Origin of the sequence: Streptomyces sp. NPDC048424 (genome assembly GCF_040651555.1) — a bacterium.
Lineage (GTDB): Bacteria > Actinomycetota > Actinomycetes > Streptomycetales > Streptomycetaceae > Streptomyces.
In genome coordinates, this window is sequence record NZ_JBEZKE010000015.1 from 177,716 (window position 1) to 202,256 (window position 24,541).

Sequence of the window (24,541 nt, forward strand, 5' to 3'; positions counted from 1 at the left end):
TACCGCGATGACCGTGGTGGCGACCGTGGTGGCTTCCGCCGCGACGACCGTCCGTCCGGTGGCTTCCGCTCCGGCGGCGACCGCCCGGCCACGGGCAACGGCACGTACAACCGTGACGACCGCACCTCCGGCGGCTTCCGCTCCGGTGGCGGCGACCGTCCGTTCAACCGCGACCGTCGTGACGACCGTCCCTCCGGTGGCTTCCGCGCCGGCGGCGCCGGCGACCGTCCGTACGGTCGCCGCGACGACCACCGTCCGTCCGGCTCCGGTTCCGCCGGTGGCTTCGGCGGCCGCCGCGACGACAAGCCGCGCTGGAAGCGCAACGGCTGACCCCAGCTGAGCTGAACCCCTGAGAGGGCCTCCACGACTCCGGTCGTGGGGGCCCTTTCGCGTGTTGCTACGATCCACACACTTTTTGCGGTGGGGGCACGGCAACGCGGAACCGCGACCGCCCCCGCGCACTTTCCTGGGGGTGGGACTTCTTTGAGACGGTCACGCGTGCTGGGCGCCGCCGCGCTCGCCTTGGCCATCGGACTCGGCGGCCTGGCCGCCGTGCCGGCCACGGCCGGCCCGGCGGCCACCGGAGACCTGACGATCGCACCGCCGCCGCACCAGGACCCGGCCCACGAGTACGTCTCCGGCGCCGGCACCGGTCTGGCGATGTGGCGGGACAAGAGCTATCTCTGGCGCAGCCTGCAAGACGGCCGCGAAGCCTCGTACACGGGCTGCCAGGTCGTGTACGGCACGGACGTCTGGTCCGCGGCTTCCGGTGACACCGTGGCATGCGAGAAGGCCGGCAGCGGCGGGGCGGCCGGGCCGATGGTCCTGCACGACTTCGCCTCGGGCAAGAGCGAAACGCTGGCCGCCCCCGCGGGCCGGGCCTGGACGAAGGCCTTCTCGCCGTCCCAGGTGCTCGCCACCGAGGTGGACCAGGTCGGCTGGGTCACGCTGCACCTCATCGGCCGGGAGAACGAGACGCGCAAGGACGTCGTCGTCACCTCGCCGGACCGGTTCGGGATGAACGCGTTCCGCGTGCAGGCCTTCGACCAGAAGGGCGCACTGGTCTCGTACTTGAACGGCAAGGGCGGCGAGACCCTCGCACTGGTCGACTTCGCCACGGCGACCCTGCGCCCCGTGCCGCTGCCGGACGGTGTCACGGAGACGACCCACTCCAAGTTCGGGCTCGGCTCGCAGTGGATCGCGATCGAGAAGTCGGGGAAGGTGACGCTGCGTTCGCGCGCCGACGGCAAGGTGACCCGTACCGTCGACCTGTTCCCGGCGTCGGTCGAGTCCGTCCAGCCCGTCGGGGACTGGCTGCTCGCCCGGGTCCCGCAGGGCCTGGTCGCGGCACCCGTCGCGGGCGGAGCGACGCGCAGCCTGCTGCCGCGCACCGGGACCGACCCGATCACGCCCGGAGCCGACGGGTCCGCCTACATCGCCGGCGGCACCGACTCCAGCCACTGGGGAATCCACCGCATCGCGGCGGGCGCTGACGGCGCCCCCGTGGTCAAGAAGGTCAAGGACCTTCCGCCGAACCCCGCGAACCGCGTGGCGCTCACCTTCGCCCAGGGCCAGCTCGCCGTGAGCCAGGAAGACCCGCAGAAGAGCGTCCTGGGCTACACGGCCTCGGTGTCCGGCACCCCGTCGGTGTCCCAGACCCCCACCTGGAAGTGCGACGCGAACGTCAACCTGAAGCTGTGCGGGCTCCAGGACGCCCCCGCCGCCCGCAGCGTCGCGACGGGCGACGGCCGGTTCGTCTCGCTGTCGCGCGCCGACGTGGGGGACTGCTTCGGCTGCCGGCTCGCGGTGAACGTGATCGACGCCGCCGCGGGCGGCACGGTGCGGCAGGTGCTGCTGACGAGCCGTACGGATCTGTGGCCGGACCACATCGAGAGCGCCTCGGGCCGGTACGTCCACTTCGTGGCGACCGACCAGTCCTCCACCCGTTCCTTCGTCGCGGACATCGACACCGGGAAGGTCCTGGACGTCGCTCCCACCTCGCCCTCCGTCCTGTGGGGGGCCACGCTCTGGCAGCCGGAGGGAGACAAGGGAGTGGTGGCCGGTACCGACCTGCGGACCGGTCAGATCACCCAGCGGGTGGACCTCGGCTCGGGCTGCCGCCCGTACGAGCTCCAGGTCGCCGGTGGCTGGTTCTACTCCACCTGCTCCTTCTACGGGGACGGCGCCGCCGCCTACCACGTGCCGACCAAGAAGCGGATCCCGCTGCCCTTCACGCCCGAGCGGCACCACGTCCGGCTCGGTGACGGATACGTCGTGCACCAGGCGGGCGCCGGCCTGGAGATCACCAACCTGCGCTCCGGCGCTGCGGTGCGCGAGCCCGACGTCGCCCAGTACGTCAACTCGTTCGGCACCGACTGGACCATCGACCGGTTCGGCGGCCGCCTGGCCTACACGGACGAGAGCGAGACCGTCCACCTGGTCGATCTCGCCGGCAAGACCTCCCCGCTCGCGATGATCGACCAGGACCTCGCCGCCACCGTGGACTTCAGGCAGGCGAAGACCTGGCAGGCCCGCTGGTGGCTGTCCAAGCCGGTCGCGTCCTGGAAGCTGATGGTGCGCAACAAGACGTCCGGCATCACCACGGTCGTGCGCACCGGCGGCGAGGCGCGCGGCGTGATCGCCCCCGCGTGGGACGGCAAGTCCCCGACGGGAACGTACCTCTTCACCGGCGACTACGAGTGGACGCTCGTGGCCCGGCCGGCCGACGGCCAGGGCGCCGAGGTCAGGACCTCCGGCTCGGTCCGGGTGACCGGTGTCCCGTCCGCCGCCCGACCCCCGGTGCGCCGGTGAACTGACGGCGACAGGCCGGTCAGTCGATACCCGATCGGCTGACCGGCGCTGTCCGGCTATGCTCTGGGGTGAGCACCTGGAGGGCCATTAGCTCAATTGGCAGAGCAGCGGACTTTTAATCCGTTGGTTGTCGGTTCGAGTCCGACATGGCCTACCGCTCGCGGGCGGGGGTCAACCCCTCTGACCTGCTACTTAGCGCCTCGATTGGCTTCGGCTGATCGAGGCGCTTCGTCGTTCGGGGCCCCGTGCGGAAGCGATGCGGGAGCGGCGGTGCTGGAACTCCCGTTCGCCGCCACGGCTGGACGCGCTCGCGGGACGAGCCGAGCGGCTGCCTTATCCACCTCGGGCAGCAGACTCGTGTACGTGTCCGAAGTCAGCGTGATGGTGGAGTGCCGCAGCGTCTCCTTGATGGTGTGGAGGTCGCCACCGCCGGCGTGCGTGAGGGTCGCTGTCCCGTGGCGCAGGTCCCGGAGGTTGATGGGCGGCAGGCCGATCTCCTCGTACAGGCGCCGGAACTCCTTCAAGACGGTGTCCGGATGCAGCCAGGTGCCGTCCTTCCTTGGTGAAGACCTTCCCCGTGGCCAGCCCTTCCCCCACTTGAGGCGCTCTTTGTTCTGGCGGACCTTGTGCGCCCGGAGAACGGCCACGGTGTCGTTGTCCAGGCCGATGGTGTTCGCGCTGGAGTCCGTCTTCGGCTCCGACTCGTACGGTGTCCATCCGTCCTGCACGATCTCGCTCGCGACGGTGAGGAGTCCGGCGTCCAGGTTCACGTGCGTCCAGTCCTGGCCGACGCCCTCGCCCCGCCGCAGTCCGCGGAACGCGATCGTGTGGAAGAACGCGTACAGGCGGTGGTCTCACGCGTGGTCGAGGAGAGCCCCGAGCTGCGCCGGAATCCCACTCACTAGGCTGCGCGGCGATGGAGTGCCGGTGTTCTTCGAAGCTCCACCGCCTGCGCCGCGCCTTTAGGCTTGTGTGCTGGTACAGGTGCGCCGAACGACGGGTCAGTTGGCTGATGCCTCTGCGGCGAGGCGGGCCCGCTTCTCGGCACGAGGTTCGGCCTTCCAGCCCGGCAGCATCGCCGACAGCATCGGTTCGCTTTCGATCTTCCGCTGGGTAAGTCTCATGCCTTCGTCGATGACTGCGTCCCACTTCTCTGTGGCGAGCCCGACTCGGCAGGGCAAGTCCTTGATGATCTTCTCGTCCACGGTCAGGTAGTTCGACGCCTGGCTCCTCGCCCCACGGGCCGAAGGCACGTAGGCGTCGGCGCCAGCCTGCTGAGGAAGCAGCGAGATGAGGACCGCGTCCCCGTCCTCTGCGATCCTCCGGGCCGCCTTGTGCGCCGCCGAGACCTCCGTCTTGGAGGGTTCCCGTTCCAACACCTTGATCAGGGCGTTGCGGATGCTGACTGTGTCCCGACTGGCCAGGGCATTCTGTAGGGCCTGGCGAAAGGTCTCCGTCACCGATGTCATGACCGCGATTTTCGCGACTGGTTGGCCCGAGACCGTCCGCATGAGGACAGTGCCAGCTGTGGGTTCCCCCGTACGGCAGATATGTACGGGGTGTGGTCGTCGAATGTACGCAGGCTTGGGACCCGCCGGCGGAGGAGCGCTGACAGGCTTGCGGAGTCAGAAGCCGGTGCCTTGCAGCTGGCCCTTCTCCGCCTGGGGGGGGCAACCGTAGGGTGCGTCCGCCCGTGGCCGAGGCGTTGCGGATGTACCAGCAAGGGGCCCATAAGCCGCGGTCCTTCCGCTACGCCGTTTTGTTCATCGTCGGGATCACCTGGTGGAGCCTGATCACCAAGCCGGTACTGAAGGGTGCGTTCAACCAGCCTCAGATAGATACACGCGCCCACACCAGGGATGCTGCCGTCTACCCCGCGTTGGCCAATCTCCTACTCACCATCATCGAGCGATACGTAGACGGTGACCTTGCCGCACTTCTCGACGAGGAGGAAGTTACAGATGCCAAGCTGGGTGGGGTCGAGCCTGTCCGGCGCCGCGAACGGCTGCGGCTCGTCGCCTTCATCCTGTTGACCGTGGCCGGATCGATTGGTGTGGTTGCCCTCGGAACGCCTGACGCCGCGCAGTCGCCGGCGATCATCGCAGACTTACCGCCCTCGCCTGGGCCGTAGCGGCGCGATCTGGAAAAGACCCTGTGCGCTCCCCGAAGTCGTCGAACATGGACGAGGCAGCATGAAGTGCCGAGGCAAAAAGCGAGCGATGAGAACGAGGACGGCGTGACTGAAGTCGAGCGCATGATCGAGAATGCGCAAGCAGCGATGGCGGAAGAAGTTTTCGAGGAGGTGCTGAGAGCCCAGGCCGATGTCGACCCGACCGACCTGCCCGCGCTGCTGGACCTGCTTGCGTTGGGGCTGACGAACGGCTCATGGCGCAACAGCTGCGTGGAGGAGTGGCATGCCGAGGGGCGGCTCTCCGACGGCGACATGATGAGGATCAACAGCCACACGACCTTCGGCATACGTCAGCGGCTTCGAGGCTGGTGCAAGGAGCTCGACATCACCTCCGGCAGCAGCGAATCACTTGCGAAGGTCACGTTGGAGGACGTTAACGTCCTCACGCATCGCCTCTTCCGTTGGCTGACCAATCCTGAACGTAGGCTCCCGACAGGCATGACCCTGGGCGAGCTGGCGTCGATCCGTGAAGACCTCGCAGAGTACGAGGACCATGCGGAGGGCGCACTGGGAGCGTTCGAGGGTCAGATGGAGAGAAGAGGAGTCCGTCACGGCCTGCTCTACACGGCCGGCCACGGCGCCTTGGCCTGCTCGCAGTGGTGGGCCCACCCCCGTTGGCCCGGACGAGTCGACCTATACATCTCCGTACTCGACAATCCAGCGAATCGGCACTGGGGCACGGATGGCGAGCGCCTTCAGCGTCTGGGTCCCGAGCCGACCGCCGTGAAGGATCGCGCTGCCCTGCGGAGGACTCTCCTAGACACGCCCTGGAAGCTCGACGCGGAGGCGGCTCAGTGGATCACCAACTCCGGAATCGGATACTTGATGCCGGTGACCTGAAGCTCACCTGCCAGTCGCAGATGAGCTCGCCCTGAGCGGATGCTGGCCCTATCGCCGTCCTGGCTGGTGGGACGGTCGAGAGGGTGCCCGGCTGGGTCTGAGGTGCTGATCTACGGCACAGAACGAGGCCTCGTCGAGCGGATCCCGGCTGATCACGACCGTGAATGCAGTCGCGGCAGCCAGGTAATGTGGAGAGCCGTTTCGGTGGCTCGCTCCTCGGGCAACAGGAGGTTCACCCGTTGTTCAGCCCCGTCTATCTGGTTCGAGATGGCGGTGCGCCACTGACGGTGGACGCCCGCAGCGTCGAATATGCGGTCGTCGATGTCGAGACCACCGGCCTGGACTCGGCCCGTGGGCATCGCGTGTGCGAGATAGCCGTGGTGCGGATGCGATCCGACGGCAGCGTCCTCGAGGAGTTCTCCACACTGGTGAATCCGCAGCGGGCAAGTACACGCGAGGCCCGCGATGTTCACGGCATCAACGATGCGGAGACGGCCGGAGCGCCGCTGTTCTCGGAGATCGCCGGCACCCTCCTGCGCCTGATGAGCGGGGCGGTGGTGGTGGCCCACAACATGCCCTTCGAGAGCGCCTTCCTGCAAGCGGAGTTCGCGCGGCTGGGACTTGATTCCCTCCGGGCGCCGGGCCTGTGCACCAAGGTCGCCTTCCGTTGCCAGTCGGAGTTCCTCGGCTACAAGCTGATGGGCGTGGTGAAGAGCCTGTCCGGTGAGTGGCCGTGGGTGAACCACTCCGCGCTCGCGGATGCCCGCAGCGCAGCCGCTTCGTTGGCCGCGCTGCTGATGAGTGCCCCGGACCGGCTGCGTCTGACCAGTGTGAGTACGCCACCTCTGCCGACTCTTCCCGAGGCACGACGCATGAGGCCGCGGGGCTTCGGGTGGGGGAAGCGCGGGGCCCTTCAGGCATACCTGCCGTTCTCTTCGCGGATCGCTCCGGACCCCGAGGGGGCGCGGGAGTACGAGCGGCTGCTCGCGGACGTCATCGCCCGGGGTCAGTTCACCAACGCTGTCATCGACGAGCTGGCCGTGGCGGTCCTTGCCGCCGGCTACGACCAGCAGTCGCTGCTCGCCGCCCACCGCAACGTATGGCGCACCGCGCGCACCGCCGATCACGAACCGCCTACGGACTCGCTCTCGCGGACGTATCGGATGCTCGCCGAACGCCTGCGGGTTCCCGAGCTGGCAGCAGAGTTGCCGCGGATCCGCGATGAGCTGCGGCACGTCAGGCTGGCCACGGTCGGGGACGACCCCTCTGTGACGGCACTGACCGGGTGGGCGACCCGGTACGGGGCATCGGTCTACAAGACCTTGTCACCAAGCGTGACGATGGTGGTCACCGCGGATCCAGAGCGGGCTGCGCGCCGCAAGCCGGTGCAGGAGCACGGTCTCGTCGTGCGGACACCCCGAGAAGCGGAGGCTGAACTCCGCCGACTGATCGAGGCGGCACCCGTACGCGCCCAGGTCTCCCCGCCCCCGGCCAGCACCTCGCTGAACCTGGCCTTCCCTGGCCCCCTCACCGCCGAGAGCTGGCGCACGCGTGAGCTTCCGTACGAACTGTGCGACGGCGAGTTCGTGCGCCCTGTTCGCCAGCTGGCGGAGCACGCTGTGAACCCTGCCGTCAGCTGGGTGCACTTCAGCCGGACACCGCAGCCCACGCTGGTCATTGATCATCGGCGTGTGCCGGAGAGCTCCCGTTGGGATCTGGACGACGCGCTCCACTACCTCCCCAAGGAGCCTCAGCTCAAAGTGCGCCACGAAGGGCGGCGCCAGAGGTGAGGTGCTCACGCAGACGTCGAACGCGCAGGTCAGAGCACACGTGATGCGGGAGCATTTTTGCGGGAGCGGACGCCCTTGGCCGGTGTGCTCGCGGGCGGGGGCGAAGCCTCCTGTCCGGCGCCCAGCGCCCCTTCCGGTTCCGGCCGGAGGGGGCGCTCGGTCGTTTCCGGCCGGCCCGCGCGAGCGGACGTCCCGTCATTCCCCGGGGACGGGCCGGAAAACCCGGTGAACCTCCCGGCCGGCGCGGGTAGCGTCGCCGCCCGTGACTCCAGTTCTGCGCACCGAACGCCTGCTCCTCGACCCGTACGTCCCCGAGGACGAGGAACGCTTCGTGGCCCTCTTCCAGGACACCCGCGTGTCCCGGTGGATGGGGGACGGCCCCACCACGGAGGCCGAGGACCGGGCCCTCTTCGGGCGGGTCTTCACGAAGGTCTACGCCGAGGACCTCTTCGACGTCTGGGCCGTGCGGCGGGGCGGCGAGCTCATCGGGCACGCCGAGATCAAGCGGACCGACGAGGTCGACGGTCACGAGATCATCTACGCCCTGGCCTCCGGGGCCTGGGGATCGGGCCTCGGCACCGAGATCGCGGAGGCGATCGTCGCGTACGCCTTCGCCACCCTCGGCCTGACCGAGGTGCACGCCACCGTGGCCGCCGCCAACACGGCCTCCCTGAGCCTGCTGAACCGCATCGGCTTCACGCACGTCCGGGACCTCCGGGAGGACGACGGCTCCACCACCCGTGTCCTGACCCGCCGGCGCACACCCGCGGACGCCTGATCCACAACCCCCCGTACGCACGAGCGCCCCACCCGGTCCGACCGGGTGGGGCGCTCGTGCGTACGAGGGGTGTGGATCAGGCGGAGAGGCCGCGGCGACGGCGACCGAGCCAGGCGGCGGCCGCGCCGAGCACGACCAGGGCGGCGGCGAGGCCGGCGTACAGACCGGTGGAGGAGCCGGCGCCGGTGTGGGCGAGGGAGCCGGTGGCCGTGGCCGTGGTCGTCGTCGTGGTCGTGCCGGTGGTCGTCACGTTGCCGTTGCCGGTGGAGGTGGCGACGGCCGGCTGCACCGAGGGGGCGGTGGAGGGAGCGGTGGACGGGGTGGTGGAGGGGGTGTCGGTGGGCACCGTCTCCGCGAACGGGACGAGCGGGAACTGCACGGAGCCGGTCTTGAGCGGGTAGGAGTTGCCCTCGGCGTGACGGACCTCGGCCTCCATCGTGATCGTGGTCTTCTTCGTCAGCTCGGTGTGGTTGCCCAGGCTGACCCGCAGCGGCAGGGTGTGGACGCCGTCGGCGGCGCCGAAGCCCTTGGGGATCCGCGGCAGCTCGTAGCGGCTGTCCTCGGCCTTCAGTTCCTGCCAGCGGCCGTCGAACAGGGCCTGCACGTGGAAGTCGGCCTCCTGCTCGCCCGGGTGGGACAGGCTCAGGCTGGTCGCGAGGGCGGTGCCGAAGGTGCCGTCGCCGGTGGCCTGGTAGTTCAGGTCCAGGTACGCGCGCTGCTCCTGGCCGTCCTTGCCGGAGCTGATCTGCTTGAACCAGGTCTTCAGCTCGCCGGTCTTGATCTGCGGGTCGACCTTGAAGGTGTGGGAGTCCGCGCCGCCGGGGGCGACCGAGTTGTTGTAGCTGGCGGCGCTGAGGCTGAAGTCCCCGTCGTTGGTGGGGTAGTTCGCGCCGAGGCCGATGGTGACCTTCCAGGTCATCTTGCCGTTGGCGGGGATGTCGAAGCCGCCCTTGTCGCCGCCCGGCTCGCCGGCGGCGGGGAAGAAGGTGCCCTGCCACCCGCCGTCCTGCTGGCCGATCGAGGACGCGGTCGCCGGGGCGTCCACCGCCTCGACCTTGAAGACGACGTCGTCCTTCTTCAGCCGGCTCGGGCCGGTCGGGTCCACGAGCATCCACGGGTTGTACGTGACGGCCTTGCCGGTCGGGTTCTTCACCGTCAGGTCGAAGGACTCGGTGGCGCCGCCCCGGGTCAGCGGGCCGCTCGGGACGGGAGCGCCCATCTCCGTACGCAGCACGGCGTGGTCGTCGGTGGCGGGTGCGGCGGACGCGGCGGTGGCCGAGAGCGGCAGCAGAGTGGTGACAACGCCGGCGACGACTGCGATGGCGGCTGCGGTGCGAACGGACATGGTGGACTCCCCCCGGGAATCACAGGGGCATCGGCAGAGGGCCGAGCCGGTTGGTGTGGTGGTCGTCGCCCGGCCGGTTCGTCTTCCCCCTGGCCTTGGCGACAGGTGAATCATCGCCCGCGCCCGATCCCGGAACGATCCCCGCAGTGTCACCGGCGTGCAACAGAGATGATCTTGACTCGACGGATGCCCGTACTGGACCGGTTTTAGGGCTTTGACCTGCGGTGATGTCGATTCGCGGGTGGGTCGGCGGTTAATTGGCGAAGGGGTCCCCCCGGATGGCGTAGAGTTGTGTTTACCGACGCGGGGTGGAGCAGCTCGGTAGCTCGCTGGGCTCATAACCCAGAGGTCGTAGGTTCAAATCCTGCCCCCGCTACTCAGTACGAAGGCCCGGTTCCCCTTGGGGAGCCGGGCCTTCGTCGTTTCCCGGCCCTGCGGTTCCGGTTGCGGTCCGCTCCTCACGCGTCCTCACGCGTCCTCACGCGTCGTCACCCGTCCGGCCGCCGCCGGGTCGCCGTCCGCCCGCTCCTGCCGCCAGCCTTGAGGGGCGAGGCGGCGGCGGGCCCGCATCCGTACGAGGGATCCGGGCGGCAGGAGAGCAGCGTGGCGGGGCTGGGCCGGCAGGGCAACGGTGGGCGCGCGGGCGGTGGCGGGCGCGGCGACGGGAGCGGTCCGGCCCGGCAGGTGGCCCGGGTGCTGCCGGGTGCGCTGATCGGGCTCGGAACGGTCTTCAACCTGCTGACCCCGCCCAGTTTCACCGGATCCCCCTTCTTCTCCGCGGCCCCGCTGGTCGCCGCCCCGCTGTACACGTTCCGGGCCACGGTGCTGACCGGCCTCCTGGCCTCGCTCGCGGTGTTCCTGCTGCAGCTCCGCAACGGCACCGGCTGGAAGGTAGAGGCGCTGACCGAGCTGGTCACCGTGGTGACCGTGTCCGGGCTGGCGCTCCTGATCAACCGGGTCGTGCGGCGCAGCGGCGAGCAGCTCGCCTCCGCGCGCGGGATCGCCGAGGCCGCGCAGCGGGCGGTGCTGCCGAAGCCCGCCGAGCGCATCGGGGGGCTGCACGTCTGCGCCTGGTACGAGGCCGCGCAGGCCGACGCCTTCATCGGCGGGGACCTGTACGCCGTCCAGGACACCCCGTACGGAGTGCGTCTGGCGGTGGGCGACGTACGGGGCAAGGGGCTGGGGGCGGTGAAGGTGGTGGCGGTGGTCCTCGGCGCGTTCAGGGAGGCGGCGGAGACCGAGCCCACGCTGGAGGCGCTGGCGCAGCGGCTGGAGCGGGCCCTGGCCCGCGAGGGCACCCGGCGCGACGGACTGGACGCGGTCGAGGGGTTCACGACGTGCGTGCTCGGGGAGATCCCGCCGGGCGCGGGGGTGCTGCGGTTGCTCAATCGGGGGCATCCGGAGCCCCTGCTGCTGCACGGGAACGGGGAGCTGGCGGTCCTCGCCCCGGCGGAGCCCGCCCTGCCGCTCGGCATGGGGGAGCTGGGCGGCCGGCCGGACCGGGCGCAGGAGTGGGCCTTCCCCGCGGGCACCACCCTGCTGCTCTACACGGACGGGCTGAGCGAGGCCCGGGACCGGGCGGGCGACTTCTACGACCCGGCGGCCCGGCTGCGCGGACGGGTCTTCCCGGGGCCGCACGCCCTGCTCAGCGCGCTCAGCAGTGATGTGCGCCGGCACACGGGCGGCGGGGCCACGGACGACATGGCGCTGCTCGCGGTGGGCCGGCCGGCGCCGCGGCAGCCGGAGCGGCGCAGGACCGTGCCCGTGGTGCGCCGGGGCGACGATACGTAACAGAACGTGTTCGAAGTGACGCTCTCTGCAAGGTTATTGACAAAACGTCATGTTCCGGGTGTGGCCGAAGAGGTGGGGGAGTCGCTTGATTTTTGCCCTGGTTGAGTAGTTTTTGTAGCGAAAAGGCCTGGCCAGAGCCAGCCATTGAGTGGCCGATTGCTGCGAACGATCAAGCGCAACAGCTTGGAATCACTCCCCTGCGTCTATTACCTTTCGATAACGCAGCGCGGTCGTCCCAGCCGTCGCAAGAGACGGCGCCGTGCGCGTGCGCGTCCATAGGAGTGTGCCCCGGTGGCCTCCAACTTGCCTGCCCCTGAAGGCACCGAGATCCAGGAGCCGCCCACCGCGGGTGCCTGGGGCGAGTGGAACCCCACCGAGGACTCGGTCCGTCCGGTCCGCGGGAAGCACCGGATCGCCAAGCAGCGCGGGGGACTTGCGCGCAGCTCCACGGTGCTCGGCGTCGGCGTCATCGCGGCGGTCGGCGCCGGCGGTATCGCCCACGCGCAGGACCGGCCCCAGGTCGCGATATCCCTGCCGTCGATGTCCGATCTGACCGACCTGCCCGACCTGATGTCCGGCGACAACTCAGCGCGGTCGGACGGCGGTTCCGGGTCGGCGGCCCAGGCGGCCGCACGGACGGGGATCATCGCGCAGCAGAACGACAGCGGCGCCGACGCCGGTGAGGCGCTGCGCAACCGGATCCTCCAGCAGGCCGAGTCCCAGCAGGGCGCCGCCGAGGCGAAGGCCCGGGCGGACGCCGAGCGGGCCGCGCAGGAGGCCGCCGCCCAGGAGGCCAAGGACAAGCTGGAGGCGGCCCGCCAGGCGGCCGAGGAGGCCAAGGTCCAGGCCGAGGCTAAGGCCGCGGAGGAAGCCGAGGCCGCGAAGAAGGCCGCCGAGGCCAAGGCCGAGCAGGAGCGCGCCAGATCGGCCGGCGGCTACTCCCTGCCGACCTCCGCCTACACCCTCACCTCGCACTACGGGGACTCCGGCTCCATGTGGTCCTCCGGCCACCACACCGGCCTCGACTTCGCGGCCCCGACCGGCACCCCGGCCAAGGCGGTGGGCGCCGGAAAGATCACCTCGGCCGGCTGGTCCGGCGCGTACGGCTACCGGATCGTGCTGCAGCTCGAGGACGGCACGGAGGTCTGGTACTGCCACCTGTCCTCGATGTCCGTGACCTCGGGCGCGGTCGGCGCCGGCGAGACCATCGGCCGCGTCGGCGCCACCGGCAACGTCACCGGACCCCATCTCCACCTGGAAGTACGCAAGGGCGGCTCGACGATCGACCCGCTGGCGTGGCTGGAGTCCAAGGGACTGAACGTCTGAGGCCCGGCTCCGCCCGCCGCGGCACGGGTACGGCGGGCAGCGCGGCCACGGGCGCGGGGACGGCCAGGGGGATCCGCAAGGGGTCGAACGACGGCGGCAGCAGCTCCTCCATGACCGCCGCGCGGGCCAGCGCCGGGCCCGCCGTCGCACGGCGCTGCCAGAGCCGGTGCAGCAACTCCCGTTCCCGGCCGGCGAAGTCCGGCTCCCCCAGCGGGCCGCCGCGGCGCGCCCGGTTCCGCAGCAGGGCCAGGGCCGCCGCGTCCGCCTCGTAGCGGGCGACCGCGCGTCCGGCGGCCCGGCCGCCGCTGCGCCGGGCCAGGGCGCGGGCCAGTGACCGGGCCGGCATCGAAGCCAGCGCCGGCACCTCGGCGGGGCCGATCCAGCCGGCGGCCGCGTACACCGCCAGCTCCCCGGACACGACCCGCAGCCGGCCGCGCCGTATCCGCACCGCCAGCCACACGAGCAGCCCGAACGCCGGGACCATCACGAAGGCGTAGACCGTGTAGAAGCCGTGGTCCCCGAACCGCGAGGAGCCGTTCCACAGCGCGTGCATGCCCATGGCCGGCGCCAGGCCGAGCAGCGGCAGGCAGATCCTGCGGGAACGGCGCGCACTGAGCGCGGCCGCGCCGAAACCGAGCCCGGTGAGCACCGTGAACAGCGGGTGCGCGAACGGCGACAGCACTATCCGGACGAAGAAGGTCGCCGCCGTCACCGACTCCAGCACGCCGGAGCCCTCGGCGAGGTCCTCACCGTAGGCGTTGCCGAGGTAGAGGATGTTCTCGGTGAAGGCGAAGCCGGTGGCGGTGAATCCGGCCACGACGAAACCGTCGGCGGGACCGGTGAAATGGCGTCTTCGGAAGACGAACACCAGCAGCAGGGCCGCCGCCTTGGCGCTCTCCTCCACCACCGGGGCGACGGCCACCGAGCCCAGGTGATCCGCGTCGGAGGGGTCGGCGGTGGCCGCGGCTATCCACTCGGTGGCGAAGTTGTTGGCCAGTATCGCGATCAGCGCCGCCGCGCAGGCGCCCCAGCCGAAACAGAACAGCAGCTGCGGCCAGGGCGCGGGCGCGGCCCGGCCGAGCCACCGGAAGGACGCCATGAGCGGCGCCACCGGCACCAGGGCCAGGCCGAGACCGACGAGGAAGCCCGGGGTGCCGGTCTGCTCCCGCACGAGTTCGAGGATCGAGATGCCGGTGACGGCGAGCAGGACGAGGAGCACGCACGTGCGGACCGTGCCCGACGGACGTGCGAGCACAGCGAGGAGCGCTCGGAACACACCATGACCCTAGCGATCCGCTCTGACACGCGCCGTGACGTTGTCAGTTCTCCCTGCGACGGAAGAGCAAGTCGTGTACGACGTGGCCCTTGTCGAGGCCCTGTCCCTCGAAGCGGGTGAGCGGCCGGAACGCGGGGCGCGGCGCGTAGCCGCCGTCGGCCTGCGTGTTCTCGAAGTCCGGGTGCGCGGTGAGGACTTCGAGCATCTGCTCCGCGTACGGCTCCCAGTCGGTCGCGCAGTGCAGCACGGCCCCGGGCGCCAGGCGGGTGGCGGCCAGCGTGAGGAACTCGGGCTGGATCAGCCGGCGCTTGTGGTGGCGGGCCTTGGGCCAGGGGTCCGGGAAGTACACGCGGATCCCGGCCAGCGAGTCGGCCGGCAGCATCTCGCGGAGCAGGATGATGGCGTCGCCGTTGGCGACCCGGACGTTGGTCATCCCGCCGCGCTCGGCGAGGGCGAGGAGGTTGCCCTGCCCGGGGGTGTGCACGTCGGCGGCCAGGATCCCGGTGCCGGGGTCGTCGGCGGCCATCTGCGCGGTGGCCTCGCCCATGCCGAAGCCGATCTCCAGGACGACCGGGAGGCCGTCGAACATCGCCTTCAGGTCGATGACCTCGTGACCGTCGATGTCCAGGCCCCAGGTGCCCCACAGCCGCTTCAGGGCCTCGCCCTGACCGGTGGTGACCCGGCTGCGCCGGGGCTGGAAGCTCCGGATCCGCCGCTCGTGGTGCGAGCCGGCCGGATCCGGCGAGGGCCCGTCGGGGAAGCGGGGCTCGGTCCGCCACTTGGGCGGCACGTACGAACTCGCCTCCGGCGCGGCGTCCGGGAGGCTGGGCGGCTGGGGATTCAGGGACTCAGACACAATGCCGTGATTCTACGACTTCCGGCCTGCCCGGCGTTTTGCGGGCGCGGGCGGGCAGCGCGCGTACGGGGTCGGGGGCGGAGCCCCCGGAAGCGGCGCGGCACCGGTAACAGCACCGGCACCGGCACCGCTCAGGCCGAGCCGAGGGTTCGAAGGGCCCGGGAGGCGATCTCGCGGCCGATCGGGAGCGAAGCGGTGGCCGCCGGCGAGGGGGCGTTCAGGACGTGGACCGTGCGCGGGGCGTCGCGGATCAGGAAGTCGTCCACCAGCGTCCCGTCGCGCAGGACGGCCTGCGCGCGGACCCCGGCCGCCGCGGGCCGCAGGTCCGCCGCGGTGACGGCCGGCAGCAGCCGCCGTACCGCCCGGGTGAAGGCCTGCTTCGACAGCGAGCGGTGGATCTCGCCCGTCCCGTACCGCCAGTGCCGTGCGGCCATCCGCCAGGACCCCGGCCAGGCGAGCTCGTCCGCGAGGTCCCGCGGCCGCACCGTCGACCAGGCGTAGCCCTCGCGGGCCAGCGCCGGCACCGCGTTGGGTCCGACGTGGACCCCGCCGCCGATGCCCCGGGTGAGGTGGACCCCGAGGAAGGGGAACGCCGGATCGGGCACCGGGTAGACCAGCCCGCGGACCAGTTCGGGGCGGGCCAGGTCGTAGTACTCGCCCCGGAAGGGGATGATCCGCATCCCCGGGTCGTCCCCGGCCAGCCGGGCGATCCGGTCGCACTGCAGGCCCGCGCAGTTCACCAGCACCCGCGCCCGGACCACCAGCCCGGACGTGGTGCGGACCGCCACCGCCGAGGCGCGGCGGGAGATCAGGTCCACCGCGCCGCCGTAGACGATCTCCGCGCCCGAGGACTCCGCCAGCTGGGCGCTCACCCGGCCGTAGTCCACGATCCCGGTGCTGCCGACGTGGATCGCGGCCAGGCCCCGGACCTCCGGCTCGTACTCGCTGATCTGCGCCGGTCCCAGCTCGCGCACCGGGATGCCGTTCTCCCGGCCGCGCTGGACCAGGGCGTGCAGCCGCGGCAGCTCCTCCCGCTCCGTGGCGACGATCAGCTTGCCCGTCACCTCGTGCGGAATCCCGTGCTCCGCGCAGAACTTGACCATCTCGGCGGCGCCGCGCACCGCGAAGCGCGCCTTCAGCGATCCCGGGCGGTAGTAGATCCCGCTGTGGATCACGCCGCTGTTGCGGCCGGTCTGGTGCCGGGCCGGGCCCGGTTCCTTCTCCAGGACGACCACCTTGGTCCCCGGAGCCAGGCTCGACAAGGCATGCGCCGTCGACAGGCCGACGATCCCGCCGCCGATCACCAGCACATCGCAGTCCACGCCCACGCCGCCGCCCACGCTGACACCTCCCACCCCTGCATACTGCACCCCGGCACCGACAACGAGGTCACGCGGGTCCCGGGGCCCGCCTTCCGATCAGGTCCTACGCCGGCGCGACCAGCAGCGGCCGGGCCCGTTCGCGCAGCTCCGCGACGCGCGGTTCGTCCCCGTACGGTTCCAGCCGGTGCAGCAGGTCCCGTACGTATTCGGTCGTCCGCGCCGAGGAGATCCTGCCCGCCACCTCCACGGCCCGGGTGCCCGCCGCGCACGCCGCGTCGAGATTGCCCGACTCCAGCTCGGCGACCGCGCTCACCACCAGCCGCAGCCCGTGCGAGCGCACGTACTCCTCGGTGGGCCGGGACAGCGCCTGCTCGGTGAAGCGCCGTACCTGCCGGGGCAGTTTCAGATCCCGGTAGCATTCTGCAGCATCCGCCGCGAAACGGTCGTACGAGTAGAAACCCAGCCAGGTCGGATCCGGATCGCCTTCCCGGGACCGCTCCAGCCAGCCCTCCGCCGCCCGCAGTGCCGCTCCGGCGGCCGCCGAATCGCCCGCCTTCGCGTGCGCCCGCGCCTCGACCAGCCGGAAGAAGCTCATCGTGCGGGCGGTGGCCAGGCCGCGGTTGCGCTCGACGGCCGCCTGCGCGAGGTCCACGCCCTCGTCCGGGAAGTCCCGGTAGGTCGCCTGCAGGGACATCGAGGCCAGCACGTACCCGCCGAGCGGTACGTCCGCGGCCGCGCGGGCGAGCCGCAGCGCCTGGATGTAGTAGCGCTGGGCGGCCTCCTGCTGGCCGGTGTCGAAGGCCATCCACCCGGCGAGCCGGGTCAGTTCGGCGGTCGCGCCGAACAGGGCGCGGCCCACCTCGTCCGTGTAGGAGCCGAGCAGCAGCGGCGCCGCGTCCACCCGCAGGCACTCGGGGACCATCGACGAACGCCAGTCCCCGCCGCCGTACTTGGAGTCCCAGCGGCGCGCGTCCTCGGCGGCCTCGCGCAGCTTGGTCACATCGCTGTGGCCCACGCGCTGCCCGTGGTCGCGCGGCGTTTCGGCGCCGGGCTGCGCGGGCACAACGGTGGACGGCGGGCCCGGCGCCGGACCTGCCATCGGGCCTGTCGCCGGCCCTGTCGTGCGGCCTTCCGGGGAGGGCCGTGCACCTGGCGCCGTCGCCTCGTGCGCCGGAGCCGGAGCCGGCGTCACGTGCGTCGCCGCGTCGTGAGCCGAGGGGGTGGCAGCAGGTACGGGGCTCTGCGCCGCGGGGCCGTGGACCGCCGGGCCGTGCGCGCCGGGGCCGTGGGATTCCCGGGCCACCGAGCCGTCGGCGGGAGATATCAGCCAACGCGAGGCGGGCGTCGCGTACGCCGCCACCGAGAAGGAGCCCGCGAGCGACTGCCAGATCCCGCCACCGCCGCGCCGTCCGGCGAGGTCGAGCCGGTAGAGGTCGGTGGCCGAGCGCACCGCCGCGCCGACGTCGCGCGGGAAGGCCAGGCCGACCTCGGGCGCGGGGTCCGCGTCCGCCAGTCCGATCTCGTGCAGCGGCACCGGCCGCCCCAGCTTCGCGCCGATGGCGGCGGCGATCAGGTGCGGGGCGGCGCCCTGCGGCACCATCCCCTTCGACACCCACCGGGCCACCGACGTCTTGTCGTACCGAAGCGTCAGGCCGCGCTGTGCGCCGAGGTCGTTGACCCGCCGGGCCAGCCCGGCGTTGCTGATGCCCGCGAGGGCGAGGACGGCGCCGAGCTTCTCATTGGGCTCGCGGAGCTCCCTGGACATGCGCCACCCCTCGTCACACGCGGAACGCATACGCCGCCGGGGCATAGGCGCCCGGCATTTCGTAAACCCAGCGTAGTTCCCCGCCTCCCAAGCGTTAAGGCCCTTACTTCCGTATGGCGGGATTGTTGTCCGTTTGCACAGTCCGCCCCGGGCTCGGTGGCGGGGCGCACGTGTCATCGCGTGCTCCGCCCGTGTGGCCGTGCGCCCGCCCGTGCGCTCTGGCCGGTCCGGGGGCCCGGCGATTCGATGTGCGGTGCGTGGGTCGGCCCGCTGCGCGGTTCGGGCGGGCCGGGGGATGCCGCTACCTCAATCCCCGCGGGTGGCGGAACGGTCCGGGGGGCGGATTCCGCCTCCCGGACCGCGCCCGCGCACCGGGCTCCGGCGGCCCGGGAGGACTCTTCCGGCAGCCGAAGAATGGCTGAAAGCGACCTATGGGGCGGTGGGAACGGAACGCCAAATACCGCGTGGCCGGGGCGTGTTCGTTTGCATGTGCGCCCCCTTTAACCACTCTCGCACGCCTGTCCCGTGGCAGCATGGACCCGAGCCACCCGGGGTCCCGCCGGCCGCGCCCTCAGCGCTGACCGTGCTGCCCGTGCCCCGGTCATGTGCCCACAGGCTGGGGAGGCGGCGGTGCGCTGGTTGGTGGGTTGGAGCAGTATCGCCGCGAGCTTCGGCACGGCCGGCCGGGTCAACGGCCACGGCTCGGGCCACGCGTCCGGCCACGGCTCCGGCCACGGCTCCGGCCACGGCTCCGGCCAGGGCGGATACGGCCAGAGCGGATACGGCGATGCGGGCCCGGGCGGGTACGCCGAGGGCGGCGCCCCGCTGCGCGGCGGCCTCGCCGACGCGGCCCACGCGGACGACCCCGGCGCGGACGCCGAACGCACCGTGCACCCGGTGGGCGCCCAGCTCCTCTGGGGCGACCCCGACCCCCTCTGGGCCGTCGGCGACTGGCGCCCCGACGAGATCCGCACGGTCACCGCCGATCCCGCCGACCCCTTCACCCGGCTCGCCGTCCTCGGCTGCTGCGGCGCGACCGACGCCGAGCTGAGGAGGGCCCTCTACGCCGCCCGCGGCGGCGCGCTGCGCCACCTCACCCAGTGGTCCGGCAGTTACACCGCCGTCGTGCAGGCCGGCCGCCGGATCACCGTCGTCGGAGACCTCGCGGGCGCGCGCCCCGTCTTCTACACCCCCTGGGCGAGCGGCACGGCGTACGCCACCGCCGCCCTCCCCCTCGCCGACCTCATCGAGGCGCAGCTCGACATCGGTCATCTCGCCGCCCTCCTGGCCTGCCCCGACAGCCCGGAGGCACTGGGCGACGGCACACCGTACGCCGGGGTGCGCCGCATCCCGCCCGGGCACGCGCTCATCCTGCGCGAGGGCTCCCGCGAGATCACCGGCTACGAACAGGTCGCCTCGCTCGCGGTGGCCGCCCCCGAGGCCGATCCCGAGCGCGCGGTGGAGGGCGTACGGGAAGCGTTGGTGGACGCGGTGCGCGCCCGGCTCACGGCGCCGCGGCATGCTCCCGACACGCTGCCGCCGTACGATCCCGGCCCCGTGCCCGGAATGGGCCCCGCCGACCGGCGCGCGGCCCGCGGCGCCCCGGCCCCCGGGGTCGGCGCCGACCTCTCCGGCGGCAGCGCCTCCGCGACCCTCGCCCTGCTCGCGGCCGGTCTGCCGGGAGCCCCGGGCACCCTGCTGAGCCCGGCCGGGGCGCGGCTGCTCGCGGTCACCTTCAACGACCTGGCCACCCCGCAGGGGCGCGAGGCCGAACTGGAACGGGCCAGGGCCATCGCCGCCGACCCCCGCCTGCACCACGTCGTGGTGGCCGCCGCCGAGGAAGCCCTCCCGTACGCCGATCTCGACGGCCCGCTCACCGACGAACCCGGCCCCTCGCTCGTCTTCGCCGCCCGTGAGCGGCGCAGACTGGCCGCCGGCTCGGCCGACCACTTCACCGGCCACGGCGCCCGGCAGGTCCTCGACGCCCACCCGGCGCGCATGGCCGACCTCCTGATGGACCGCCGCCGACGCCACCTGCTGCGCCCGGTGGCGGCGCTGGCCCGCTCGGCCTCCGCCTCCGGAGCTTCCGGGGAGTCCCTGCTGGTGCCGCTCACCGTGTACTCGGCGGCCCGCAGACTCGCCCGTACGACGTACCGCGCGGGCATGGAAGCCGCCGCGGCCCGGCTCCGCGAGGGCGGGGTCACCGAGCGCGCCTCCGGTCCGGTGGACGCCTCCCTCGCCGCCCTGACCTGGTCACGGCCGGGACCGGCGGCCGGCTGGCTCACGGGCGAGGCCCTGGCGGAAGTGTCGATCCGGCTCACGGTCGCGGCCGGCCGGCCGCCGCTGTCGCTGCGGCCGGGGGAGGCCCGGGCCCGTTCGCTGCTGGCCCGGCACGCCGCCGACCACCGGGTGTTCGAACAGGCCGTGGAGGTCCGCAGCCAGCGCCTGCACGCCCCCTTCCTGGACAACCAGGTCGTACGCGCCGCCCGCGCCCTGCCCGAGTCCCTGCGCGTCCAGCCCGGGGCCCGGGCGGAGATCCTGCGCAGCGTCCTGGCCTCGGCCGGAGTGCGCGAACTCCCGCCGGGCTGGGGCGCCACGGCCCACACCCCGAACGAGACGGCGACCCGGCTGGGGCTGCGCGCCGCCCTGGAAGAGCTGCTGTCGCTCTTCGCCTCGCCGCTGCTCGCGGACGCCGGCCTGATCGAGGCCCGGGTGGTGCGCCAGGCCCTGCTCGACGCGGCGGACGGCCGGCCTGTCCCGCTGGACGGGCTGGCGGAACTCGTCTCGATGGAGCTGTGGCTGCGCCGGCTGCTGGCCCGCCGCGGCACCTGCTGGACGGGGACTTCGACGGCGCGCCGGCGGGCGGTGCCGGAGGGGGTCCCGGTGCACCGCCCGGCGCTGTCCTGAGGCCGCGGGCCCGGGGGCCCGGGACCTGGGCCGGCCGTCGTGGTCCAGCCGTGGGTTCAGTCGTGGTCCAGCCGTGGTCCAGCCGTGGTCCAGCCGTGGTCCAGCCGTGGTTCAGGAGCCGAGCACCAGGGCCGTCGCGATCGCCGGGCCGAAGGCGCCGCCGAGCTGGTAGCAGAGGGTGAACAGGCCGATGGCCGTGGGGCGCTGGGCGTCGGGGACGCTGGATGCGGCGTGCGTGGACAGCACGGCGTTGGCTCCGGTCGCGCCGAACACGCCGCCCATGGTGGCCAGGAGCAGCAGGGGGCCGTGGTTCGCGAAGACCGCGACCAGGGCCGCCAGGGTGCCGATCCCGATCAGCACCGTGCGTACGGCCACCCGCCCCATGCGCGCCGAGCCGGCCGCCAGCAGCCAGGAGAGCGCAGATCCGGTGAGCAGCGCCACGAGCTGACCGGCTCCGGCCGTGCCGGTGTCCCAGCCCGCGCGGTCCGAGACCAGCCGGGGCACGGCGAACAGCAGCGTGAAGTACGAGGTCGACAGCGCGAGCGCCAGCAGCGCGGAGCCGAGGAAGAGGGGCCGGCGGATCAGCGCGGCCGGTACGAAGCCCTCGGGGCGCCGGCGGATGTGGAGCGCGAGCAGGGCGGCGGCGAGGACCGCGGAGCCGAGGGCGACGGCCGGTGCGTGGGGCAGCAGGACCAGGGCCGTGGCCAGCAGCGTCAGCAGTGCGGCGCCGCGTGCGTCGAACCTGCCCTGCGGGGCGGCCGCCGGGGCCTTCGCGTACTTGCCCACCGCGGGCACCGCCAGCAGCGAGACCAGGGACACCGAGAGCGAGAGCCGCCACGAGACGGCGTGCGAGAGCTGGGCGCCGAGGAGCGGGCCGGTGGCGCCGAGCATGCCGAAGCCCGCGCTGATGACGCCCATGCGGCGGGCCGAGCCGGCCAGGCTCATCGCGGACGCCACCAGACCGGCGCCGCCTGCGGCCTGCGCGGCCCGCCCGAGGAGCGTCAGCGGAAGCCAGGGGGACGCGGCGACGAGGAGCGTGCCGCCGAGGAGGAGGGCGCTGGACAGTCGGAGCACCGGCGCCAGGCCGCGGCGGCGCAGCAGTCCGGCGAGCAGGGGGATGGTGACGGCCATGGCCCAGGCGAAGGCGGCGACGAGCCAGGCGGCGGTGGACGTGCCCACCCCGAGGGAGCCGGCCATGTCCGGAAGGATCAGCACGGGGGCGTTGGCCGCGGCGGCGACGGGGGTGGCCAGCAGCGCCAGCCAGAGGACGGGGACGAGGCGGGGCCGGCCGGCGTCGCTGCCGGCGGTGCTGCCTGCGGTGATCGTGCGCTCGGCGGTTGTGCTCGTGGCACTCGTACTGGTGGTCATCGTGGTGCCAGCTCCGATCCGTCTCAAGATTCAGAATCTCAACGTTGAGATAAAATCAGGCAGTCCTCTCAACGTCAAGTGTCTCAACGTTGAGATAGTCTGGGGATCTGGAGCCGTAAGAGGAGGCACAAGAGGATGAGGGCGCGACATGAGTGACGCAGTGGACGCGATCGTCGGCCAGTGGGCGGCCGAGCGCCCCGAGCTGGCGCCGGGCCTGTGGGCCGTCGAGGTGGTGGCCCGCATCCAGCGGATGAACCGCATCATCGACCGGCACCTCAAGGCCTTCGCGGCCGAACGGGACCTGGAGGTCGGCGAGCTCGACATCCTCTTCACCCTCCGCCGCTCCGGCCCCCCGTACGCACTGACCGCCGGCGCCCTCATCCCGGCCGCCATGGTGACCTCGGGCGCGATCACCAACCGCATCGACCGCATGGAGGCCAAGGGCCTGGTCGAGCGGGTCCGGGACGGGCAGGACCGCCGCTCGGTCCGCATCCGCCTCACGGAGCAGAGCCTCGCGCTCACCGAGTCGCTGATCACCGATCACCTCAGCCGCTACGCCGAGCTGCTGGCCCCCCTCGACGCCGCCACCTGCGCCACGGTCGCCGGGGCCCTGCGCACCCTGCTGGAGGACAACGGAGACGTCTCGATCACCTGAACCCGGCCGCGGGGGCAGAATTGGCGGGTGCGGTATCTCATCCTGGGCGTCACCGAGGCGCGCGACGAGGCCGGCGCCCCCTTCCCGATAGGCGGCGCCCGCCTGCGCGCGCTCCTCGCCGCCCTCGCCCTGCGCGCGGGCCGCCGGGCCTCCGTCACCGACCTCGTCGACGACGTCTGGGGCGACGATCCGCCCCAGGACGCGCCCGCGGCCCTCCAAGCCCTCATCGCCCGGCTGCGCCGAGCGCTCGGCGGCCGGGACACCATCACCGCCGAGCCCGCCGGCGGCTACCGCCTGGCCGCCGCCCCCGACGACATAGACCTGCACCGGTTCACCCGGCTCGCGGCCCAGGGCGGCCGGGAGCTGGCCGCCGACCCGGCCGCCGCGGCCCGCACCCTCGCCGCCGCCCTCGCCCTCTGGCGCGGGCCCGCCCTCGCCGACCTGCCCGAGCCCGCCCGCGCGGCCCATGCCGCCGCCCCCGAGGGCCGCCGCTCCACCGCCGTGCGCGACCGCATCGAAGCGGACCTGCGCAGCGGCGCCGCCGCCCCGACCGCGCTCCTGCCGGAGATCGAGGCGCTGATCGAGGCGTCCCCGTACGACGAACCGCTGCGCGCCCAGCACCTGCGCGCCCTACGAGCCGCCGGGCGCCCCGCCGACGCCCTGGCCGCCTACGAACGCACGCGCCGCACCCTGTCCGACGCCCTCGGCACCACCCCCGGCCCCGAACTCACCGCCCTCCACGCCCAGCTCCTGGACCCCACGAACCCGTCGACGCCGCCCCCGCAGCCCGCGGCCCCGCAGGCTTCGGCCGCGCAGCCCGGGCTCCCGCAGGCCTCCGCCCCGCAGGCTTCGGCCCCGCAGGCTTCGGTCGACGGGGCGGCGCGGGGCAACCTCCGGCCCCGCCTGACCTCCTTCGTCGGGCGCGAGCCCGAACTGGCCGCCCTGCGCACGGACCTGGCCCGGCTGCGCCTCGTCACCCTCACCGGCCCCGGCGGTTCCGGGAAGACCCGCCTCGCCGAACACGCGGCCGCCGCCCACCCCGAAGCCGGCTGGATCGTCGAACTCGCCCGCCTCGACCATCCCGCGGCCGTCCCCGGCGCCGTCCTCAGCGCCCTCGGCCTGCGCGAGAACTCCCTGGTCGCCCGGGAGAAAACCGCCGCCGCCGACCCCACCACCCGGCTCGTCGAACACTGCGCGCACCGCAGCCTGCTCCTGGTCCTCGACAACTGCGAGCATGTGATCGGCGCCGCCGCCGAGCTGGCCGAGGAGCTCCTCGCGCGCTGCCCCGGCGTGCAGATCCTGGCCACGAGCCGTGAACCGCTCGGTGTGCCGGGGGAGTCGCTGCGGCCGGTGGAGCCGCTGCCCGATCCCGTCGCGCTGCGGCTGCTGGGTGACCGTGGGGCGGCCGCCCGCCCGGGGTTCCGTATCGACGACGATCCGGCGGCGGCCGCCGAGATCTGCCGGCGTCTGGACGGGCTGCCGCTCGCCATCGAGCTGGCCGCCGCCCGGCTGCGGCTGCT

General features: G+C 72.7%; 18 protein-coding genes, 2 tRNA genes and 1 pseudogene. 13 read left to right on the plus strand and 8 right to left on the minus strand.

Annotated features, from left to right (window positions below):
• The 3 genes and pseudogenes from AB0D29_RS22615 to AB0D29_RS22625 all read left to right on the plus strand — a co-directional run.
• Window positions 1-330, plus strand: a pseudogene (locus AB0D29_RS22615) (RNA helicase); the annotation flags it as partial.
• Window positions 331-483: 153 nt separating this feature from the next.
• Window positions 484-2,811: a hypothetical protein gene (locus tag AB0D29_RS22620; RefSeq protein ID WP_362856557.1), complete on the plus strand. Its 2,328-nt coding sequence runs from the start codon at window positions 484-486 to the stop codon at window positions 2,809-2,811.
• Between the two features lie 81 nt (window positions 2,812-2,892).
• Window positions 2,893-2,965: transfer RNA gene (locus tag AB0D29_RS22625), tRNA-Lys, on the plus strand.
• Window positions 2,966-2,999: 34 nt separating this feature from the next.
• On the opposite strand, the gene AB0D29_RS22630 is transcribed toward AB0D29_RS22625, so the two are convergent.
• Together AB0D29_RS22630 and AB0D29_RS22635 are read right to left on the minus strand one after the other, a co-directional pair.
• Complete coding sequence (locus AB0D29_RS22630) at window positions 3,000-3,656, minus strand: site-specific integrase (RefSeq protein WP_362856592.1); 657 nt, start codon at window positions 3,654-3,656, stop codon at window positions 3,000-3,002.
• Window positions 3,657-3,812: 156 nt separating this feature from the next.
• Window positions 3,813-4,280: a hypothetical protein gene (locus tag AB0D29_RS22635; protein ID WP_362856559.1), complete on the minus strand. Its 468-nt coding sequence runs from the start codon at window positions 4,278-4,280 to the stop codon at window positions 3,813-3,815.
• 224 nt (window positions 4,281-4,504) lie between these two features.
• On the opposite strand from AB0D29_RS22635, the gene AB0D29_RS22640 reads away from it, so the two are divergent.
• The 4 genes from AB0D29_RS22640 (at window position 4,505) to AB0D29_RS22655 (ending at window position 8,410) form a co-directional block, all read left to right on the plus strand.
• Window positions 4,505-4,942, plus strand: a complete 438-nt coding sequence (locus tag AB0D29_RS22640; protein WP_362856560.1) for a hypothetical protein — start codon at window positions 4,505-4,507, stop codon at window positions 4,940-4,942.
• 105 nt (window positions 4,943-5,047) lie between these two features.
• A complete protein-coding gene (locus AB0D29_RS22645; protein ID WP_362856562.1) occupies window positions 5,048-5,842 on the plus strand; it encodes a hypothetical protein in 795 nt (264 codons plus the stop codon).
• Between the two features lie 188 nt (window positions 5,843-6,030).
• On the plus strand, window positions 6,031-7,632 hold the full coding sequence (locus tag AB0D29_RS22650; RefSeq protein ID WP_362856564.1) for a 3'-5' exonuclease: 1,602 nt from the start codon (window positions 6,031-6,033) through the stop codon (window positions 7,630-7,632).
• Between the two features lie 262 nt (window positions 7,633-7,894).
• Window positions 7,895-8,410, plus strand: a complete 516-nt coding sequence (locus AB0D29_RS22655; protein ID WP_362856565.1) for a GNAT family N-acetyltransferase — start codon at window positions 7,895-7,897, stop codon at window positions 8,408-8,410.
• 76 nt (window positions 8,411-8,486) lie between these two features.
• Here AB0D29_RS22655 and AB0D29_RS22660 read toward each other — a convergent pair whose 3' ends face one another.
• Window positions 8,487-9,755, minus strand: coding sequence for an LPXTG cell wall anchor domain-containing protein (locus AB0D29_RS22660; RefSeq protein WP_362856567.1), 1,269 nt, complete (start codon window positions 9,753-9,755; stop codon window positions 8,487-8,489).
• Between the two features lie 302 nt (window positions 9,756-10,057).
• On the opposite strand from AB0D29_RS22660, the gene AB0D29_RS22665 reads away from it, so the two are divergent.
• From AB0D29_RS22665 to AB0D29_RS22675, 3 genes are all read left to right on the plus strand, one after another.
• Window positions 10,058-10,131: transfer RNA gene (locus AB0D29_RS22665), tRNA-Met, on the plus strand.
• 227 nt (window positions 10,132-10,358) lie between these two features.
• Entirely contained in the window at window positions 10,359-11,546 is a 1,188-nt protein-coding gene (locus AB0D29_RS22670; protein WP_362856568.1) for a PP2C family protein-serine/threonine phosphatase, read from the plus strand.
• A 291-nt stretch (window positions 11,547-11,837) separates the two neighbouring features.
• Window positions 11,838-12,872, plus strand: coding sequence for a M23 family metallopeptidase (locus AB0D29_RS22675; protein WP_362856570.1), 1,035 nt, complete (start codon window positions 11,838-11,840; stop codon window positions 12,870-12,872).
• Here AB0D29_RS22675 and AB0D29_RS22680 read toward each other — a convergent pair.
• The 4 genes from AB0D29_RS22680 to AB0D29_RS22695 all read right to left on the minus strand — a co-directional run bounded on the left by AB0D29_RS22680 (window position 12,781) and on the right by AB0D29_RS22695 (window position 18,091).
• Complete coding sequence (locus AB0D29_RS22680) at window positions 12,781-14,148, minus strand: PrsW family glutamic-type intramembrane protease (protein ID WP_362856571.1); 1,368 nt, start codon at window positions 14,146-14,148, stop codon at window positions 12,781-12,783. The genes AB0D29_RS22675 and AB0D29_RS22680 overlap by 92 nt on opposite strands.
• Before the next feature lie 43 nt (window positions 14,149-14,191).
• Window positions 14,192-14,938 (minus strand): tRNA (guanosine(46)-N7)-methyltransferase TrmB, encoded by a 747-nt coding sequence (gene trmB / locus AB0D29_RS22685; protein ID WP_362856594.1) that lies wholly within the window; start codon window positions 14,936-14,938, stop codon window positions 14,192-14,194.
• 197 nt (window positions 14,939-15,135) lie between these two features.
• On the minus strand, window positions 15,136-16,374 hold the full coding sequence (lhgO, locus tag AB0D29_RS22690; protein WP_362856572.1) for an L-2-hydroxyglutarate oxidase: 1,239 nt from the start codon (window positions 16,372-16,374) through the stop codon (window positions 15,136-15,138).
• Window positions 16,375-16,429: 55 nt separating this feature from the next.
• Window positions 16,430-18,091 carry a sporulation protein gene (locus AB0D29_RS22695; RefSeq protein ID WP_362856574.1) on the minus strand — a complete coding sequence of 554 codons (1,662 nt, stop codon included), beginning with the start codon at window positions 18,089-18,091 and terminating at the stop codon, window positions 16,430-16,432.
• A gap of 630 nt (window positions 18,092-18,721) precedes the next feature.
• Between AB0D29_RS22695 and AB0D29_RS22700 the strand changes: the two genes are divergently transcribed.
• Window positions 18,722-20,998: an asparagine synthase-related protein gene (locus tag AB0D29_RS22700; RefSeq protein ID WP_362856576.1), complete on the plus strand. Its 2,277-nt coding sequence runs from the start codon at window positions 18,722-18,724 to the stop codon at window positions 20,996-20,998.
• 111 nt (window positions 20,999-21,109) lie between these two features.
• Here AB0D29_RS22700 and AB0D29_RS22705 read toward each other — a convergent pair whose 3' ends face one another.
• The gene (locus tag AB0D29_RS22705; protein WP_362856577.1) at window positions 21,110-22,366 is read right to left on the minus strand and encodes an MFS transporter; all 1,257 of its coding nucleotides are present in this window, start codon (window positions 22,364-22,366) and stop codon (window positions 21,110-21,112) included.
• Window positions 22,367-22,514: 148 nt separating this feature from the next.
• Here AB0D29_RS22705 and AB0D29_RS22710 point away from each other — a divergent pair, with 148 nt between their 5' ends.
• Window positions 22,515-23,021, plus strand: a complete 507-nt coding sequence (locus AB0D29_RS22710; protein ID WP_362856578.1) for a MarR family transcriptional regulator — start codon at window positions 22,515-22,517, stop codon at window positions 23,019-23,021.
• Between the two features lie 27 nt (window positions 23,022-23,048).
• Window positions 23,049-24,541, plus strand: a 1,493-nt coding sequence (locus AB0D29_RS22715) for a BTAD domain-containing putative transcriptional regulator (RefSeq protein ID WP_362856579.1), incomplete at its 3' end; no start/stop codon positions are given.

Bases quoted from the DNA above. Each gene is read 5' to 3' on its own strand.
- AB0D29_RS22635 (WP_362856559.1), bottom strand. From the start codon at position 4,280: ATGACATCGGTGACGGAGACCTTTCGCCAGGCCCTACAGAATGCCCTG.
- AB0D29_RS22660 (WP_362856567.1), bottom strand. From the start codon at position 9,755: ATGTCCGTTCGCACCGCAGCCGCCATCGCAGTCGTCGCCGGCGTTGTC.
- AB0D29_RS22695 (WP_362856574.1), bottom strand. From the start codon at position 18,091: ATGTCCAGGGAGCTCCGCGAGCCCAATGAGAAGCTCGGCGCCGTCCTC.
- AB0D29_RS22705 (WP_362856577.1), bottom strand. From the start codon at position 22,366: ATGACCACCAGTACGAGTGCCACGAGCACAACCGCCGAGCGCACGATC.
- AB0D29_RS22710 (WP_362856578.1), top strand. From the start codon at position 22,515: ATGAGTGACGCAGTGGACGCGATCGTCGGCCAGTGGGCGGCCGAGCGC.